The organism is Micromonospora sp. NPDC050417 (genome assembly GCF_044458865.1).
In the GTDB taxonomy this organism is placed as follows: Bacteria; Actinomycetota; Actinomycetes; order Mycobacteriales; family Micromonosporaceae; genus Micromonospora_G.
In genome coordinates this window covers 88744-105847 of the sequence record NZ_JBITIH010000002.1, presented here as the reverse complement: position 1 = coordinate 105847, position 17104 = coordinate 88744, and the positions used below count along the sequence as shown (strand labels likewise).

General features: G+C 70.3%; 17 protein-coding genes. 5 read left to right on the top strand and 12 right to left on the bottom strand.

Features of this window, described 5'->3' with window-relative positions; genetic code table 11:
- Positions 1 to 48: 48 nt before the first annotated feature.
- Positions 49 to 1887, bottom strand: a complete 1839-nt coding sequence (locus tag ACIBF5_RS03075; RefSeq protein WP_396807546.1) for a DUF4153 domain-containing protein — start codon at positions 1885 to 1887, stop codon at positions 49 to 51.
- A gap of 17 nt (positions 1888 to 1904) precedes the next feature.
- Between ACIBF5_RS03075 and ACIBF5_RS03070 the strand changes: the two genes are divergently transcribed.
- Complete coding sequence (locus tag ACIBF5_RS03070; protein ID WP_396807544.1) at positions 1905 to 2042, top strand: hypothetical protein; 138 nt, start codon at positions 1905 to 1907, stop codon at positions 2040 to 2042.
- A 296-nt stretch (positions 2043 to 2338) separates the two neighbouring features.
- Here the strand turns inward: ACIBF5_RS03070 and ACIBF5_RS03065 are convergent, their stop codons facing one another.
- The 6 genes from ACIBF5_RS03065 to ACIBF5_RS03040 all read right to left on the bottom strand — a co-directional run bounded on the left by ACIBF5_RS03065 (position 2339) and on the right by ACIBF5_RS03040 (position 9191).
- Positions 2339 to 3430 (bottom strand): ATP-binding protein, encoded by a 1092-nt coding sequence (locus tag ACIBF5_RS03065; RefSeq protein ID WP_396807542.1) that lies wholly within the window; start codon positions 3428 to 3430, stop codon positions 2339 to 2341.
- On the bottom strand, positions 3427 to 4104 hold the full coding sequence (locus ACIBF5_RS03060; protein WP_396807540.1) for a response regulator transcription factor: 678 nt from the start codon (positions 4102 to 4104) through the stop codon (positions 3427 to 3429). Before ACIBF5_RS03060 ends, ACIBF5_RS03065 begins: the two co-directional genes overlap by 4 nt.
- Positions 4105 to 4196: 92 nt before the next feature.
- Complete coding sequence (locus ACIBF5_RS03055) at positions 4197 to 4952, bottom strand: LytR/AlgR family response regulator transcription factor (RefSeq protein ID WP_396807538.1); 756 nt, start codon at positions 4950 to 4952, stop codon at positions 4197 to 4199.
- Positions 4953 to 5004: 52 nt separating this feature from the next.
- Positions 5005 to 6222, bottom strand: coding sequence for a sensor histidine kinase (locus tag ACIBF5_RS03050; RefSeq protein ID WP_396807536.1), 1218 nt, complete (start codon positions 6220 to 6222; stop codon positions 5005 to 5007).
- Positions 6223 to 6496: 274 nt separating this feature from the next.
- Positions 6497 to 8059 carry a sugar transferase gene (locus ACIBF5_RS03045; RefSeq protein WP_396807534.1) on the bottom strand — a complete coding sequence of 521 codons (1563 nt, stop codon included), beginning with the start codon at positions 8057 to 8059 and terminating at the stop codon, positions 6497 to 6499.
- Between the two features lie 271 nt (positions 8060 to 8330).
- Positions 8331 to 9191, bottom strand: coding sequence for an Fpg/Nei family DNA glycosylase (locus tag ACIBF5_RS03040; RefSeq protein ID WP_396807532.1), 861 nt, complete (start codon positions 9189 to 9191; stop codon positions 8331 to 8333).
- Between the two features lie 25 nt (positions 9192 to 9216).
- Here ACIBF5_RS03040 and ACIBF5_RS03035 point away from each other — a divergent pair, with 25 nt between their 5' ends.
- Positions 9217 to 10389, top strand: a complete 1173-nt coding sequence (locus ACIBF5_RS03035; RefSeq protein ID WP_396807530.1) for a glycosyltransferase family 4 protein — start codon at positions 9217 to 9219, stop codon at positions 10387 to 10389.
- A gap of 147 nt (positions 10390 to 10536) precedes the next feature.
- Here ACIBF5_RS03035 and ACIBF5_RS03030 read toward each other — a convergent pair whose 3' ends face one another.
- From ACIBF5_RS03030 to ACIBF5_RS03015, 4 genes are all read right to left on the bottom strand, one after another.
- Positions 10537 to 11262 carry a CDP-alcohol phosphatidyltransferase family protein gene (locus ACIBF5_RS03030; protein ID WP_396807528.1) on the bottom strand — a complete coding sequence of 242 codons (726 nt, stop codon included), beginning with the start codon at positions 11260 to 11262 and terminating at the stop codon, positions 10537 to 10539.
- Entirely contained in the window at positions 11237 to 12304 is a 1068-nt protein-coding gene (locus tag ACIBF5_RS03025) for an iron-containing alcohol dehydrogenase family protein (protein WP_396807526.1), read from the bottom strand. The genes ACIBF5_RS03030 and ACIBF5_RS03025 overlap by 26 nt, the downstream gene beginning before the upstream one ends.
- Before the next feature lie 9 nt (positions 12305 to 12313).
- Entirely contained in the window at positions 12314 to 13087 is a 774-nt protein-coding gene (locus ACIBF5_RS03020; protein ID WP_396807524.1) for a sugar phosphate nucleotidyltransferase, read from the bottom strand.
- Positions 13088 to 13212: 125 nt separating this feature from the next.
- A complete protein-coding gene (locus ACIBF5_RS03015; RefSeq protein ID WP_396807522.1) occupies positions 13213 to 13383 on the bottom strand; it encodes a hypothetical protein in 171 nt (56 codons plus the stop codon).
- A gap of 150 nt (positions 13384 to 13533) precedes the next feature.
- On the opposite strand from ACIBF5_RS03015, the gene ACIBF5_RS03010 reads away from it, so the two are divergent.
- Both ACIBF5_RS03010 and corA read left to right on the top strand, forming a co-directional pair.
- Complete coding sequence (locus ACIBF5_RS03010; protein ID WP_396807520.1) at positions 13534 to 14634, top strand: PLP-dependent aminotransferase family protein; 1101 nt, start codon at positions 13534 to 13536, stop codon at positions 14632 to 14634.
- A gap of 461 nt (positions 14635 to 15095) precedes the next feature.
- Complete coding sequence (gene corA / locus ACIBF5_RS03005; RefSeq protein WP_396808255.1) at positions 15096 to 16166, top strand: magnesium/cobalt transporter CorA; 1071 nt, start codon at positions 15096 to 15098, stop codon at positions 16164 to 16166.
- A gap of 16 nt (positions 16167 to 16182) precedes the next feature.
- Here the strand turns inward: corA and ACIBF5_RS03000 are convergent, their stop codons facing one another.
- A complete protein-coding gene (locus tag ACIBF5_RS03000; RefSeq protein WP_396807518.1) occupies positions 16183 to 16653 on the bottom strand; it encodes a hypothetical protein in 471 nt (156 codons plus the stop codon).
- Positions 16654 to 16758: 105 nt separating this feature from the next.
- On the opposite strand from ACIBF5_RS03000, the gene ACIBF5_RS02995 reads away from it, so the two are divergent.
- Entirely contained in the window at positions 16759 to 16926 is a 168-nt protein-coding gene (locus ACIBF5_RS02995; RefSeq protein ID WP_396807516.1) for a hypothetical protein, read from the top strand.
- Positions 16927 to 17104: the final 178 nt, after the last annotated feature.

Genomic DNA, 17104 nt, shown 5'->3' with positions numbered 1-17104 from the left:
GGCCCCTTGTTATCGCTTTCCGTTGTACTAGGGGCCCTTCCTAACCTGTCAGCGTGCGCCGGGACAGGTTCCGTACCGCTGGCTGGGTCCGGTTACCGGGTCGGCGCGGAGCAGTTCCCACGCGGCGGAGCGGCCGAGGTTCGCACTCCGCCAGTCGTCGGGGTGGTCGGTCAGGTCCTGAGCGATTTCCCGCAACGCGCAGTCGCGCCACGGGTCCGGGAGCCGGTCGAGGGCCGGCACCGCGTCGGCGGAGAGCCGGGACAGATACTCCAGGTCCAGCCGATCGGTGGCGAGGAACCGGTCCACATTCCGCTCGGCGATCAGCCGGTCCGGGTTCGCCACGGCCAGGCCGAGCAGCGCCAGCACCGCCGCGCCCACCACCAGTCGGGGAAGCCAGCTTGCCCGCAGGCGTACCCCGGCGACCAGGACGAGCAGGAAGACCGCGCCCAGCCACAGTTCGCAGGCGGCGACCAGCAGACGTAGCCGGGTGGCGCCGTACACCTGGGTGTAGACGTTCATCCGGTAGAGCGCGGAGGCGACCACGACCAGGCTGAACAGGGTGAGGGCGCCGAGGAGGACCCGGATCAGCAGGCGCTCGGCGACCGTCTCGCGGGGCGCCCAGCGTACGGCACCGCCGATCACCATCAGGGTCAGTACGGTGACCGAGAGCAGTTGCCAGAACCCGCCCCGGGCGTGTTCGGCGTACGTGAGTCCGGCGGTCTCCCGTACGTGTGCGGAACCACCGAACAGGTTCGCGAGCTGCACCAGGACAAACGCCGCGAAGAGCAGGTCGAGCAGGGCCACCGGCACTGCCCACTCCAACCGTCGCAGCCGGTGCCGCGCCGGCCGCTCCAAACCGCTCAGGTCCGGTGGTGCGGCGAGCACGTACGCCGCACCGAGCAGCAGACCACCGGTGGCCAGCCCGACGAAGATCCAACGGAACACCGTCCCGACGGACAGCTCGGGCAGGAGTGCGTCGAGAAGGTCGGCGAAGGCCGCGTCGGCCGAGGCGAACAGCGCGCCGAAGACAACCAGCAGGCAGACGGAGACGGCTGCGGTGGCGAGGGTCCGGCCGATGCCCGCTCGTCCCGCCCGGGTGCTGCCGCGCAGACCGGAGCGCGCCCAGGACCGGGCTCGGAAGACCGATTCGGGGGTGAGCAGGACGGAGAAGAAGAGGCCGGGCAGGGTCTTGCCGTTCATCACCGTCAGGCACGCGGTCACCGCAGCGGTGAGCAGGCAGAAGACGAAGAGCCAGCCGGCAGCCCGAAGACTGCCGACGCCCATCAGCGCCACCGTCGTCGCCGCCCAGAACAGCCGGGCTACGCCCCACCTGGCCGGCCCCGTCCGTACCGGTTCGACCGTTCCGGTACGGTCCGGCTCCCCCGTGGAGCCGGACCGTACCGTGCTCGGACCGGCCGCCGTGGCGTCGGCGCCGACCGTCACCGGTGGGCTGCCGGCAGTCGGCCGGACGGGTACGTCCTTCGTGCTCGCCGGCTCGGTGTCGCCCGAGGCCGTGCGGGTTGCCGCCACGAGCGTGGGGCTGGAGGTCGTGCCAGCCGGGCTGGTCGTCGCCGGGCCGCCTGTTGCCGGGCTGGTCGGCGGTTCAGTCGGCCGGCTGGGCGTCGGGCTCGGTGGTGGGCCGGCCGGCAGGCTCGACGGGCGGCGGATTGCGACGCCGAGTGCCACCGTCCCGGCGACCGCGCCTACCAGCCAACCGACCCCGGGTCGGTCGAGCGGGAGGCTGGCCGCGGTGATCAGCGCCGCACCGGTGATCGCGACGAGGGCCGGCTGGGACGCGCCGCCGGTCGGTCCCGGCCAGCGTCGACGCCAGATCGACGGCGGCGCGGGCGGGCGTGGTGGCGGCACGGTCTCCCAGCGCGTCCCCATCGGCGGCGGCGAGGGCTGTGTCCGCTGCCCTGGCACGGGCGGCGGTGGCATCGCCATCGGCGGGTGCCCGACCGGCGGTCCGGCTGGTGGCGCGACTGGCGGTCCGGCTGGTGGCGCGACTGGCGGTCCGGCTGGTGGTCCGGCTGGTGGCGTGACTGGTGGTCCGGCTGGTGGTCCGGCTGGTGGCGCGACGGGCGGCGTGACCGGTGCCGGCGGTGCAGTCCCGGTCGGCGTCGGCGTCGGCGCGGCCGTCGCCGGTGGCGCGGACGCTACCGGCGGCAACGGGCCGGGGGCCGGGTTCCCCTCGGACGTCGGATCCGATGACGGGCTGGTGGTCATGCATCCTCCGATGAACGCGCGGGCGCAAGAGTCCCGCGCCGGACGGCCGATGTCTGCCCGCCGGACGGCCGGCGTGTGCCGGCGGGCCGGTGGTCGGTGGTACGGATCGAGATCAGGAACCGGTGGCGATCACGGCCTGGGGCAGCCCGAGTGGCAGGGTCACCCGGATTCGGCAACCGATGTTCCGGCGGTCGCCGCTGCTCGCGACGGGGTCGGCCACCGCGATGGTGCCTCCGTGCAGTTCCACCACCCAGCGGGCGATCGCCAGACCGAGTCCGGTGCCGCCGTCGACCGCGCGTGCGCCACGGCTGAACCGTTCGAAGACCCGCGACCGTTCCGCCACCGGTATGCCCTCGCCCTCGTCGGAGACCTCGACGCTCAGCCGATCAGCGTGCTGTTCCGCGGTGACCAGCACATTGCCACCGGCCGGACTGTGCCGGGCCGCGTTGTCGAGCAGATTCGCGAAGACCTGGTGCAACCGCCACGGGTCGGCCTTGATGCTCAGTGGTGTGGCAGGTTGGCGTACCTGGAACTCGACCGTCCGACCGGCGCCGCTCGCGTTCACCGCAGCCTGACGTACGGCGTCGTCGAGGAAGTCGGCGACGTCGATGTCGACCCGGCGCAACGGCACCACCCCGGCGTCGAGCCGGGACAGGTCGAGCAGGTCGGCGACCAGGTGCCCGAGTCGTTCGGTCTGCGCCAGAGCGGTCCGCAGGGTTGCCGGCTCCGGTTCCGCGACCCCGTCCACGATGTTCTCCAGCACACCCTGGAGTGCGGTGATCGGCGTACGCAGCTCGTGCGACACGTTGGCGATCAGCTCTCGCCGCTGCCGGTCCGCCTCCGCCAACTCCGCCGCCATCTGGTTGAACGCGACCGCGAGTTCGCCGACCTCGTCCCGGGAGGTGGCCCGGACCCGACGGCTGTAATCACCCCTGGCCATCGCCCGCGCCGCCGCCGTCATCTCGCGTAGCGGCGAGGTCATGCCATGCGCCAGGACCTGCGAGGTGAGCAGCGCGACGAAGATGGCGGTGGCCGAGGTCCAGGGCGGGATCCAGCCGATGCCGATCCAGAAGAAGCCCAGTCCGGCCGCGCCCGAGGCCACCAGCAGGATGCCGAGTTTCACCTTGATCGACCGGACTGGGTCAAGTGGACGGGGCAGCAGATCGAGCCCCCGGTTGATCCACGTCCAGGTTGCCTCGGTCATGTCCGTACCTCCAGTGCGTAACCGACCCCGTGCACGGTCCGGATCAGATCGGCGCCGAGCTTACGGCGCAGTGCCTTGATGTGGCTGTCCACCGTGCGGGTCCCGGAACTGTCGGCCCAGCCCCACACATCGGTCAGCAGCCGCTCCCGGGGCAGTACGGTCCGGGGCCGGCCGGCGAGGTGGACCAGCAGGTCGAACTCGGTGGGGGTGAGATGGGCCTCGACGCCGGCCCGCCGGACCCGCCGTTCGGCCTGGTTGATCTCCAGGTCACCGAGGCGGAGAACCTGCTGCGCCGTGCTCGCCGCCCGTTCCACCCGCCGCAGCAGCGCGTGCACTCGGGCTGCCAGCTCACGCAGCGAGAAGGGCTTGGTCAGGTAGTCGTCCGCGCCGACCGCCAACCCGACCAGCAGATCGGTCTCGTCGTCACGGGCGGTCAACATCAGTACGGGCACCGGTCGGTCGGCCTGAATCCGCCGGCACACCTCCAACCCGTCGAAGCCCGGCAGCATCACGTCCAGCACCACCAGGTCCGGCGGGTTCAGGCGTACCGACTCGACCGCGGTCGGGCCGTCTCCGGCGATGTCGACGGCGAACCCCTCGGCGCGCAGTCGCGCCGCGACCGACTCCGCGATGGTTCGTTCGTCCTCGACGACCAGGACCCGACGTACGTTCATGACCTGGACTGTAGGCACCGGGGATGGAGAGCGGTGGGGCAGGTTGTGAATAACCTGTGGAGAACGGGACCGGCCTGTGGATAACCGGCTGCCTACCGGTTCCAGTCCTGCTTTGCCGCGCGTACGAGCTTGTCCTTCAGCTCCCGGGTGTGCCGGCGGCTGACCGGCAGCTCGGTGCCGTCAACCACCACCACGTACCCGGAGTTGGCCAGCCGGAGTTCGGCGATGAGTCGCAACTGCACCAGGTAGGACCGGTGGATCCGAACGAAACCCGCGTCCGCCCACCGTTCCGCCAGCGTCGCCAACGGCACCCGGACCAGGTGCGACGCGTCGGCGGTGTAGAGGCGCGCGTAGTCGCCCTGCGCCTCCACCCAACGCACCGCCGACCGGGGCAGCATCCTGGTCGTCCCGGCCAACTCCACCGGAATCGTCGGATCCTCCTCCGCGCGGGCCAGCGCGGCGGGATGGGTGGGCACCACCCGGGCGCCGATCACCCGCCGTAACGACTCGGCGAGCCGTTCGGCGCGTACCGGCTTGCGGACGTAGTCGGTCACGCCGAGGTCGAACGCGTCGACCGCGCCGTCGTCGTACGCGGTGACGAAGACGATCGCCGGTGGCCGGGCGAACCGCCGAAGCACCCGGGCCAGCTCCATCCCGTCCAGGCCCGGCATCCGGATGTCGAGGAAGACCACGTCGACGTCGACATCCCGCAGTACGCGCAGCGCCTCGGTGGCGTCCGAGGCGGTGTGCAACCGGGCCACCCTGGGGTCGGCCCGCAGGTGGTACGCGAGTTCGTCCAGCGCGGGCGGCTCGTCGTCCACCGCCAGCACCCGCAGGAATCCGTTCACACGCGCACCTCCTTCCACCCGGTCAGCCACACACCCGTCAGCCATCCACCCGTCACCCGTTCGCCCGGACGTGCCGGTGGAACTTCGGCACCCGCATGCTCACCTTCGTACCCGATCCCAGCCCTGTCTCGACGACCAGGCCGAACCCGTCCCCGAACGCCGACCGAAGCCGCTCGTCCACATTGGAAAGTCCCACGTGCTGCCCGGAGTCGTCGGCGCTGTCCCGGGCCGCCTCGGCGATCCCGGCCGCGAGCACCGCCGGGTCCATCCCCACCCCGTCGTCCTCCACCGTGATGTGGCACTCGGCCCCGGCGTCACGCGCCTCGATGCTTACCATGCCGAGTCCCGGCTTGCGAGACAAGCCGTGCCGGACCGCGTTCTCGACCAGTGGCTGCAAGCAGAGGAACGGCAGAGTCACCGGCAACACCTCGGGGGCGATCTGCAACCGCACCTGGAGCCGATCACCGAACCGGGCCCGCTCGATCGTCAGGTAACGGTCGATCGACCGCAACTCCTCCGCGAGCGTGGTGAACTCGCCATGCGCCCGGAACGAGTACCGGGTGAACTCGGCGAACTCCAGGATCAGCTCACGTGCCCGCTCCGGATCCGTACGCACGAAAGACCCGATCGCGGTCAACGCGTTGTAGATGAAGTGCGGGCTGATCTGCGCCCGAAGCGCCCGTACCTCGGCCCGCGCCAGTCGCTCCCGCGACGAATCGAGTTCGGCGAGCGCGAGCTGCGCACTCGCCCAGTGCGCCGTCTCCAGCGTGGCCTGCACCAGACCCGGTGCCGGCTGGTCGTCGGCGACCGCCACCAGCACCCCGACCGCCTTCCCGTCCGAGCCGGTCAACGGCGCGACCACCGCACCCCGTACGGGGCAGTCGACCCGGTCGCAGCGCAACTCCGACTCACCGAGCACCGTCGACCGGTTCACGGCGACCGCCCGTTCCGCGGCGGCTACGAACTGGGCGCCATGGTGGCCGCCCCGACCGTCGATCGCCAGCACCTCGACCTCGTCGACCAGCGCCAGGCCGGCCGCACCGACCAGGGCACGCAGATGCCGTACGGCCTTCGCCGCACTTGCCGCCGACAGGCCGGCCCGCAACGGCTCGGCAGCGAGCCCGGCGGTGTGCAGCACGTCGTACGTCGCCAACTGGCTTGCCGTGGCGATACCGCGGCGGGCACGTAACCGCACCACAGCGAAGAGCGCCGCGCCGAGCGCGCTCACCAACGCCAGCACAGCGAGCGCAGCAGAATAGTTCGGCCCCACGAGAAGAGAACCTAGCCCCGACAGACGGCCGACAGACAGGGGGAAGTAGAGCCCACCGGTGGTTCACCCGAGCCGCAAGCCCGCCTCAACCATCACCAAGGTCGCGAGTCGACCGAGCGCCGCCGCGCCGTCTGGAGCCGAGGACGACGAGGCGAAGCCTTCGTCGCCCGCAGGCGAAGACGGCGCATCCGGCGGCGCGAAGCGGAGCGAGCCGCGTCGGCGGAGCCGACGCAGCAGGCACGGAGCGAGCCGCGTCGGCGGAGCCGACGCCAACCTAGTAGGCACCCTTGCGGGCCAGCACCACGCCGACGGTGCGCCAGAGGATGCTGAGGTCGTACGCGAGCGACCAGTTGTCGACGTAGTAGAGGTCGAGTCGGACGGCTTCGTCCCAGGAGAGGTCGGAGCGGCCGGAGACCTGCCAGAGGCCGGTCATGCCGGGGCGGACGAGCAGCCGCCGTCGTACGTCGCCGAGGAAGTCGCCGTCGTCGGCGGGGAGGGGGCGCGGGCCGACCAGGGACATCTCGCCCTTGAGCACGTTGATCAACTGGGGGAGTTCGTCGAGTGAGCTGGCGCGGAGGAAGCGACCGACGGGGAAGACCCGGGGATCTTCCTTGATCTTGAAGAGCATGCCGTCGGTTTCGTTCTGGTCCACCAGGCCGGCGAGGCGGTCCTCGGCGTCGACGTACATCGTCCGGAACTTCCAGACCCGGAAGGTGCGACCCTCGTGGCCGACCCGGGGCTGGCGGAAGAAGACCGGTCCGGGGTCGGAGATCCGGATCGCGAGGGCGATCGCGATGAAGAGCGGGGCGAGCACCAGCAGACCGAGCCCGGCCGCGATCCGGTCGAGCAGGTTCTTCGCCAGCAGCGCCGGGCCGGAGAGGGTGGGCTCTTCGACGTGTAGCAGCGGCAGGCCCTCGATCGGCCGGATGTGCACCCGGGGACCGGCGATGTCGGTCAGTTGCGGGGCGACGACCAGGTCGATGCCGGAGCCTTCGAGTTGCCAGGCGAGTCGGCGCAGTTCCCCGGGCTCGGAGCTGGCCGAGCCGCAGACCGCGATGGTGTCGCCGCCGACCTCGCGGACCAGGGCCAGTACGTCCCGTCCTGCGTAGACCGGCACCGGAGTCTGGATGCCTCGGGCGGCGGCGTAACCGTCGGTGAGGTGGATGGCGACCGGGATCAGTCCGGCGGCCGGGCTGCGGGTGACCGCGGTGTAGACCTCAAGTGCCTCGGGCAGGGTGCCGACAAGCACCATTCGATGGGCGGCGTGCCCAGCTCGTTTACGTACCGTGTGCAGCACGAAACGTGCCAACAGCCGGAAGATCAGGATGAATACGAGGGCGCCGAGCACCGCCGTGGCGACGGAGAGCCGGGACAGTTTTGTCACGGTCGCGAAGGCGAGGAACGAAACGCTCGCCGCGACCACCACACCTGCTCGTACGACGCGTTTGAACTCTTCGGTTCCGATGCCCAGATAGCGCCGGTCGTAGGCCCGGTTACCCCAGAGCACCAGCAACCAGCCGAGCGGGAGCAACAGGTAGGTGACCGTGTGGAACCAGGTGGCGTCCACGTCGGCGCCGTTGAAACCGGAGGTGGCCTTCTCGAACCGCTGGATCGAGACCCAACTCGCTAGGGCGGCGGCGGCGAAGTCCAGCAGGAGCAGGACAAGGATGTACGGACGGTGCCACCGGGAAACCCGCCTGCTGACCTTGGCCCAGGCGGACCGGGGTACGCCATTCGGCGGCGGAGCGGTCGGCAGCTGGATTTCGAAGCTGTCGACGTGTCGAACCGGGCCATTGCGGCCAGTGCCAGTTACCGGGCGCTGGAGGCTTGTCGTCACCTCACCTACGTCCTCCCGTGTGACACGTGCCGCCCATTCGCCGAAAGGGCTCGGGTCGCCCACCGTCTCAGTCTCCCACGCAGGCCCCGGTAGGGGCGTCGACCGGAGGGACATTACGCCTCACCGGTGTGCGATGAGGGCGACCCGGCTCTGCGCGATAAGAGCCTCGGACCGGGTCACTATACCGATGGATGACGCCCTCGCCAGATCTGCCGGATGGAGATTTCATCTCCACCTGGGCGGTTTGTACCCACAGCCAATTGTCGGTCACCTAACGCACAAGTCGGGATAGTCGGCGGTCTGCGAGGGGTTTGCCTCCGGTCTGGCAGCCCGGGCAGTACTGCAGGCTCGAATCGGCGAAGGAGACCTCACGCACCGTGTCGCCGCAGACCGGGCAGGGCAGTCCGGCGCGGCCGTGCACCCGCAGCCCGGACCGTTTCTCCCCCTTCAGCTCGGCGGCCCGTTGTCCCACCGAGCGCGCCACCGCGTCCCCGAGCACCTGGCGGGTCGCGGTGTGCAGGGTGGCGAGTTGGCCGTCGGTGAGCCGGTCGGTGATCGCGAACGGCGAGAGCCTTGCCATGTGCAGGATCTCGTCCGAGTAGGCGTTGCCCACCCCGGAAATGATCTCCTGATCCGTGATCACGCCCTTGACCTGCCCGCGTCGGGAACGTAGCCGTTCGCTGAAGAGTGGAAGGTCGGCGGCGAGCGCGTCCGGGCCGAGTCGGGCCACCCCGGGCACCTGCGCCGGGTCGGTGACCAGGTACGCGGCGAGCTTCTTCTGCGTACCTGCCTCGGTCAGGTCGAAGCCGGAGCTGTCGTCGAGTCGCACCCGTACCGCGATCGGGCCCTTGCCGGGCTTGAGGGGGGCGGTCGACGGGAACGCCTCCCGGTAGTGCAGCCAGCCGGCCCGGGCGAGGTGGACCACCAGGTGCAGACCGCCGTCGAAGCGGACGTCGAGGAACTTGCCGTACCGGCCGGCACCGATCACCGGACGACCGGTCGCCGTCGTGGGCGCCGGTTCGTACGTCTTCAGGGCGCTGATGGCGGCGATCTCCAGCCGTTCCACCCGGCGTCCCACCGCACGCTCGCGCAGGTAGGCGCCGAGCGCCTCTACCTCAGGCAGTTCGGGCACGTCACTAACGGTAGCCTCTAGTCGCGTGAAGGTGGTCGTTGCGCACAACCGGTATCGCGAAGCCCAGCCGTCCGGCGAGAACACCATGGTCGATCTGGAGATCGCGCAGCTCACCGCGGCCGGGGTCGAGGTCGTCCCCTTCCTGCGAAGCTCGGACGAGATCCCGGCGATGTCGAAGGGCGCGAAGGCGCTGCTGCCGATCTCGCCGATCTACGCGCCGCAGGCGCAGCGGGACCTGAGCCGGCTGATCGAGACCCATCGGCCGGACGTATTGCACCTGCACAATCCGTACCCGCTGCTCTCGCCCTGGGTGGTGCGGACCGCGCACCAGCACGGCGTGCCGGTGGTGCAGACGGTGCACAACTACCGACAGGTCTGTTCGTCCGGGCTGTACTTCCGCGATAAGGGCATTTGTCACGATTGCCGTGGTCGGGCGCTCGGCGTGCCGGCGATCGTGCACCGCTGCTACCGGGGATCGCGGGTACAGAGCGCGCTGATGGCGACCACGCTCGCCGTACACCGGCCGACCTGGCGCTCGGTCGACCGCTTCATCGCGCTCACCTCCGCCGTCGCCGACCACCTACGTGAGTACGGCATCTCCGACGACCGGATCGTGATCAAGCCCAACGCGATCCCCGACCCGGGCGAGCCGGCCCCTCTGGGCGAGGGCTTCCTCTTCTACGGCCGGCTCTCCCCCGAGAAGGGGCTCGGCCTCCTGCTCGACGCGTGGCGGCAACACCCCGAGGGCACACTCGGGCCGCTGCGGATCGCCGGCGACGGCGAACTGCGGCCACTCGCCGAGGCAGCCGCCCGGGAACGTTTCGACGTCGAATACCTCGGGCCACTGGACCGGCCCGGGGTCTGGGTGGCGGTCCGCTCCACCGCCGTCGTCGTAGCGGTCCCCACCTGGCATGACGTACTGCCGACGGTGGTGATCGAGGCGCTTGCCGCCGGCCGTCCGGTGCTCGGTACGGCGCTGGGCGGTGTGCCGTACCTGATCGGCATGGACCACCCGGCCGGCGCGGCGGGATGGGTGGTGCCGCCGGACCCGGCCGCGCTCGCCGCCGCGCTACCCACCGCCCGCGCCGGTGCGGCGGCACTCGCCCCGCTCGCCCGCGCCCGCTACGAGCACACCTTCCGTCCCGAGGTCGTCACCACCCAACTCCTCGCCACCTACACCTCCATGATCAACCTCTGACCCCCGCCCCTTTCCTCGACGATCCAGGGCAGATCCCTGCACGTTGATGCCAGGGACATCTCCAGGGACGTCTCCAGGGACATCTCCGGGGACGACGGATCGCCCTGGCCGGCGGAGAGAGACGGGGGAAGGCGGCGCGGCGGTGGGTCAGCGGAGGGAGGCGCGGGCGGAGAAGGCGATGCTGGCCAGCAGGAAGCCGCCGTTGACCACGGTGAAGGCGGCAATGAGCCAGATGGTCGCGGCCGGGGCGAGGAGCAGCACCAGGGCGGCCACGAAGATCACCGCGCCGTAGTCGCGGATCAGCTTCACCACCCGAACCGGCAGGCTGGTGGAGTTGACCATGCTGGCGTGGTTCGGGCCGGCCTGCATCACCGAGGTGACCAGGTTGACCATCCAGGTGCCGGCGAACGCCGCGATCAGCCAGACCGGGGTGCTCGGTCGCTGCGCCACCGCGGTCGCGCCGAGCGCCGACACCAGCGCGATCTGCGACGCCACGTCGGCGAGGATGTCGACCCGGGCACCGGCCGGGCTGCCCCGCCCGGTCACCCTGGCGAGCTGCCCGTCGGCGCAGTCCAGGGAGTACGCCACCTGCCAGCAGACCAGCGCGATCAGCCCGACCACCCAGGCCGGTACGTCGCCGTCGGCCACCGGTCCGGCGAGGGCCACCACGGCGATCGAGGCGGACAGACCGAGGACCAGGTTGCCCAGGGTCAACGCGGTCGGACTCAGCCCGGACCGGTGCCCCAGCAGCGCGAAGGCAGCGCCGAGGCGCTGGCTGAGCGCCTCGCTGAACAGGCCGCCGCCCCGGTTCACCCGGTAGAAGTCGGCGGCGGTCGGACGGGACAGCTCAGCTGAGGTGGTCGCGGAGTGCATCGGCGTAGTCTGCCAGCCGCTCACGGATCGCGGTCGGAGTCAGGTTGAGGTGTTCCAGGATCGTGTAGCGGTCCGGCCGGGTGCGCGGCGCGTACGCCACCGCCTCGACGAACTGCTCGACCGTGAGCCCCAGCTCCGCCGGGGTGGTGGCGAGCCCGTGTCGATGCAGGCAGGTGGCGAGCTGGCCGAACCGTTCCGGGTCGCCGCGTAGGAAGGTGGAGAACAGGGCACCGAGCCCGACCTGCTCGCCGTGTGACCCGGTGCCGGGGAAGAGCACGTCGATGGCGTGCGAGATCTCGTGGCAACTGCCGCTGGCCGGCCGGCTCGAACCGCAGACCGACATCGAGATGCCGCCGAGGATCAACGCCTCGGCCAGGGTGGTGAGGAAGCCATCGTCGGTGATCTTGCCGGGGTGGTTGACCAGTGCCTCGGCACCGGTACGGGCCAACGTCACGGCGAGCCCGTCGATCGGCTCGGCGCGCGCGACATGAGCGAGCTCCCAGTCGGCGACCGCGTTGATGTTGCTGACCGCGTCACCGATCCCCGCCTGGGTCTGCCGGTCCGGCCCGTTCTCGACGAAGTCGAGGTCGACCACGATCGCGATCGGGATGTGCACCCCGTACGAGCCGCGTCGCCCCTCATGGTCGAGTGAGGCGACCGGGGAGGCGATCCCGTCGTTGGCCAGGCTGGTGGCGACCGTCACCATCGGTATGGCGTAGCGGGTGGCGGCGTACTTGGCGGTGTCGATCGTCTTGCCGCCGCCGATGCCGACGACGGCGTCGTACGACCGGGCGTGCAGTTTGTTGCCGAGTTCGAGGGCGGCGTCGAGGGTGCCGCCGGCGACGGTGAAGACGTCGGCGGAGCCGAGGGTGGGGCGGATCAGTTCGACGATCCGTTCACCCTGTCCCGGGCCGACCACGACCGCCACGTCGCCACCGGCGGAGATCCGCCGGTCGGCGAGGAGCGGGCCGAGGTCGGCGACGGCGCCGCGGCGCACCTCGATGACCAGCGGTGTGTTGACCGTACGGGCGAGCAGCGGCATGTGGTCGTCCTACCTGTCCGCGGTACGGTCCTGGGTGCCGTCCTGCGGCGCCCACTGCCAACTGGTGATTTCCCGTGCCCGGGTCAGGTCCGCGTGGTTGTCGACCTCGACCCACTCCACGTCACCGATCGGCGTGCCGCGTACCTCTCCGCCCCGGATCGCGTACTCCTGGTAGCCGTCCTCGTAGTAGAGGTTCGGGTCCCGGCGCCAGGTGGCCTCCAGGGCGTCGGCCAGGGCGGGGGCGGCGGAGGCTTCGATCAGGGTGGCGCCGATGTACTCCCCGTACGCGTCCGCCGGGTCCATCAGCTTGGTGATCTTCGTGAGCCGCCCGTCCGTGTCGAAGATGGTCTTCATCTCCTCGTCGGCCAGCTTCTTGACGTCGTCGATGGCGAGCAGGATGCCCGGACCACGGTTGGCGAGCAGGGTGTGTTCCACGCTCACCGGGTGCACGGTGTCACCGTTGACCAGCAGCGCGCCTCGGGCGAAGTGGTCCCGGGCCAGCCAGAGCGAGTACGCGTTGTTCCACTCCTCGGCCTTGTCGTTGTGCACCAGGGTGAGCGTGACCCCGTGCCGCTCCTCCAGTGCCGTCTGCCGCTTCTCCACCTCGGCCGCGGCGTAGCCGACCACCACGACGACCTCGGTCAGCCCGACCTCGGCGAGGTTGTGCAGTGCGATGTCGAGGATGGTTGTCCCGCCGTCGACCGGAATGAGCGCCTTCGGCAGGGTGTCGGTGTACGGGCGCAACCGGCGCCCCGCCCCTGCGGCGAGCACCAAACCGATCATTGCGTGACTCTCCTTGACTGTGTTGACAATCGAACACCTGGGTTAATGACTACCGAACGGAGGATAGCGCCGGGGGACAGAACGGCGGTTTCCAGCCGGTCCGGGCCCCCGTCGGAGGGTGGGGTTCAGAGGCCGATCGCGTGCAGCGCGGCGAAGCCGTCCTCGGCGATCCGGCGGATCAGCCCGTCGCAGGTGTGGGGGAAGAGCTTGCGCTGCGGTGACCGGCGCTGGAAGAAGATCCGACCGTCGTCGTCGACGATCAGGGCTCCGGCGCACCGGAGGGGCTCGGTGGGCACGCGTCGAGACTAGCCCCGAACTGCGTAGGTGGAGGTGTCCGCGGGGCGTCGCCGGACATGGGACGGGACGCCGGGCGGCCCGTTTTCCAGGATTCGGACATCGTCGTGCCGCCGCCGTGGCGGCCGGGGGCACCCGTACGCTGGGTAGTCATGACTGCCGAGCAGCTGATCTCTTTTGCCCGTGGCGCGCCGTCGCTGGACATCATCGATATCGAGGGGCTGAAGGCCGCGGCCGTACGCGCGCTGGACGCGGACCCGGCGGGCGTGACCGCCTACGGTACGTCGTTGGGCTACCCGCCCTTGCGCGAGTGGATCGCGAAGAAGCACGGCGTCGCGGTGGACCAGGTGCTGGTGACCAACGGTTCGTTGCAGGCCGACGCGTTCCTCTTCGAGCACCTGGTCCAGCCCGGCGACGCGGTGGTGGTGGAACGGCCGACGTACGACCGGACCCTGCTGAACCTCCAGGCGCAGGGTGGCGATCTGCACTCGGTGACGATCCACCCGGACGGTCTTGACACCGACGAACTCGGCAAGCTGCTTGAGTCGGGGGTACGCCCGAAGCTGGCGCACATCATCCCGAACTACCAGAACCCGGCCGGGGTGACCCTCTCGTTGGAGAAGCGGCGGGCGCTGCTCGCCCTCGCCGTCGAGTACGGCTTCACGATCTTCGAGGACGACCCGTACGCGGACATCCGGTTCCGGGGCGAGAAGCTGCCGTCGATGCTCTCCCTCGACGAGCACGGTGTGGTGGTGCACGCCTCCAGCTTCACCAAGACGGTCTGCCCGGGGGTCCGGGTCGGCTACCTGGTCGGTCCGGCGGCGCTGATCGCCGAGATCGCCAAGAAGGCCACCAACCTGTACATCTCGCCGGGGATGTTCGCCCAGGCGACGGTCTACCAGTTCTGTGTCTCGGGTGACATCGACCGGTCGATCGAGAAGGTCAGCTCGGCTCTGGGCGAGCGTTCCCGGCTGCTGGCGGAGGCGCTGCGCGCCCAGATCCCGGGTGTCCGGTTCTACGAGCCGGACGGGGGCTACTTCCTCTGGATCGAGTTGCCGCCGGACGTGCTCGTCGACCGGCTGGCGCCGGCTGCCGCCGAGCGCGGCGTGGCCGTGGTGAAGGGGAGCGACTTCCTGGTGGAGGGCGGGCACCACGCGCTCCGGCTGGCTTACTCGGCGGTCACCGCCGACCAGGTCGAAGAGGGTGTACGCCGGCTCGCCGCAGCGGTCGACGAGGTGCGTGGGCAGCGCTGACGGTTCGCGTACGCGATAACCGTAGGAACGGAAATCATCGAGGGAAAAACTGTCGGATATCCGACAAAAGGTCGTCGTTATCGGTCCGGGGGTCCCGCCGGACCGGTAAACGGCTCACAATGCTGCGAGCGCCTGTCACGTTTCGACCCGGCCCGAACGATCACTCTGCCTGCGCGGAGTCGGCCTGGTCATCCTGACGGGACTCCACATGCATAGCCCCCCGCCCCCAAAGGTGCCGGGTGGGCCGACCGCACTCTACCCCCCCGACGCGGTCGGTCCACCCGGCGCCGACCCCGGCCAGGTCGGCGGCACGTGGCGTGCGGCGTAACCTCCGAAGCCGCGAATCGACAACGACGGAGGGGGGCGGGCCACCCATGGCAGAGCGACTCGATCAGGACCGAGCGGGTGTCGACGGGCGGCTACGGGTCCGCCCGCGCTCCTGGATCGCGCCGGTACGAGCGATGGGAAGAAGGCTCAACGCCGACCCCGCCCACCCCCGCTCGACGCCCTCCGGAGTGACCCGGACCGGGGTGGTGGACTGCGGGCTCTACGTCGACGGGGTGCGCCAGCCCGGCGACTGGGACTACGCCTCCGCCCTTGCCGCCGCCGAGGAACAGGCCGCCGACGGCAAGTCGTCCTTCGTCTGGCTCGGCCTGCACGAGCCGGCGGAGACCGAGATGGCCGGCGTAGCCGAGACGTACGGGCTGCACGAACTGGCGGTGGAGGATGCGGTCAAGGCCGAGCAGCGGCCGAAGTTGGAGCGGTTCGGCGAGGTGAGTTTCCTGGTGCTCCGTACCGCCCGCTACGTCGAGCACGGTGAACTGACCGAGACCTCCGAGGTGGTCGAGACCGGCCAGGTGATGCTCTTCATCGGCCCCCGCTTCGTGATCAGCGTGCGGCACGGTGACGCCTGCCGGCTCGCTGCTGTCCGGGCCGACCTGGAGGGCAAGAAGGAGCTGCTGGCGCAGGGGCCGTGGGCGGTCGCGTACGCCGTCACCGACCGGGTGGTCGACCTCTACATGGAGGTGGCCGACCAGGTCGAAGTCGACCTGGACACGCTGGAAGCGCAGGTCTTCTCGCTCAAGGCACACGGCCGGATCCAGCGGATCTACCAGATGAAGCGCGAACTGGTCGAGTTCAAGCGGGCCGTGGTGCCACTGCAACGCCCGCTGATGATGCTTACCGGAACGGTCAACCGGGACGTGCCCAAGGAGGTACGTCGATACTTCCGGGACGTCCAGGACCACCTGACCCGCACCGTGGAACAGGTCAACTCCTACGACGACCTGCTCAACTCGATCCTGCAGGCGCGGCTGGCCCAGGTGACCGTCGACCAGAACAACGACATGCGCAAGATCGCGGCCTGGGCCGGTATCGCCGCCGTCTGGACCGCGCTCGCTGGCATCTACGGCATGAACTTCGCGTACATGCCGGAGACGCAGTGGAAGTACGGCTACCCGGTGGTGCTCGCCGTGATGCTCGCCATTTCGCTGGTGTTGTACCGCTGGTTCCGGCGCAACCGCTGGCTCTGACGAGCGGCGCGGTTTCTCAGCTCCGGCTTCCGCTCGACGAGTTGCTCGCGGTGCCGAGCAACCCGTCGGGCTTCGCCCCGGCCTTCGCCGGCGACTTGGCGCCGTCGGTCCCCGCCCCGGTGCCGGTGCCGGTGGAGATCTTCTCGCCGATCGGAGCGGCCCGGTCCCGTACCTTCTCGATCGTGACCGGCTTCGGCTTCGACACGCTCGCCGCCGGCTCGCCGCCCGGGCGGCTGGCGCCGTCACCGGACATACCCGAACCACCGACGAATTTGCCGTCCTCGCGGGCCGTCAGCGTCGACTCGGCCGGTTCGTACGCCTCCCACGGCTCCTGACGACGGCGGCGCATCGCGACCGCGCCGACGGCTCCCGCCACCGCCCCGGCCGCGAGTACGCCGGTCAGGATCGACCAACGGCGGCGGGCACGCATCGATGTGCGCTTGTTCTTGTTCTTCGGCATTGCTTTCATCATCTTCTTCGATTCCATGACGTTTCTGGACCCTTTTCGACCAGCGGCCGTGCCCGTCTGACGGGCTCCCGCGAGTGCGGCCATGGCGAGCGGTGCGACTGCGGTCATGGTCACCCCCCAGCCGTGACTGGCAGTCTGGGCAACCCTGGTGGCGGTCGGTGCGAGGTAGTCGCGGGCGGCCTGTACCTGCGGCCCGACCCGGACCCCGACGCCCGCCCGGGCATGGCCGGCGGCTTGCCTGATGTGGCCGAAGCCCTCACCCAGCTCGGCACGTACGAGCTGGCTGTGTGACTTACGGCGCCCGAATCCAAACACCGGTCTCCACCTCCTCGGGTTGTTCCCCCGTCATCCTGCACCTTTGGGTGCCTCCGCACGCCCGGAACGGGCACATGGGAGGATCCGCAAGGAAACTGACCCGTGCCTGCCGGCCTGCGTCCCCCGGCCGGCAAGTCCACGACGATCGAGGAGT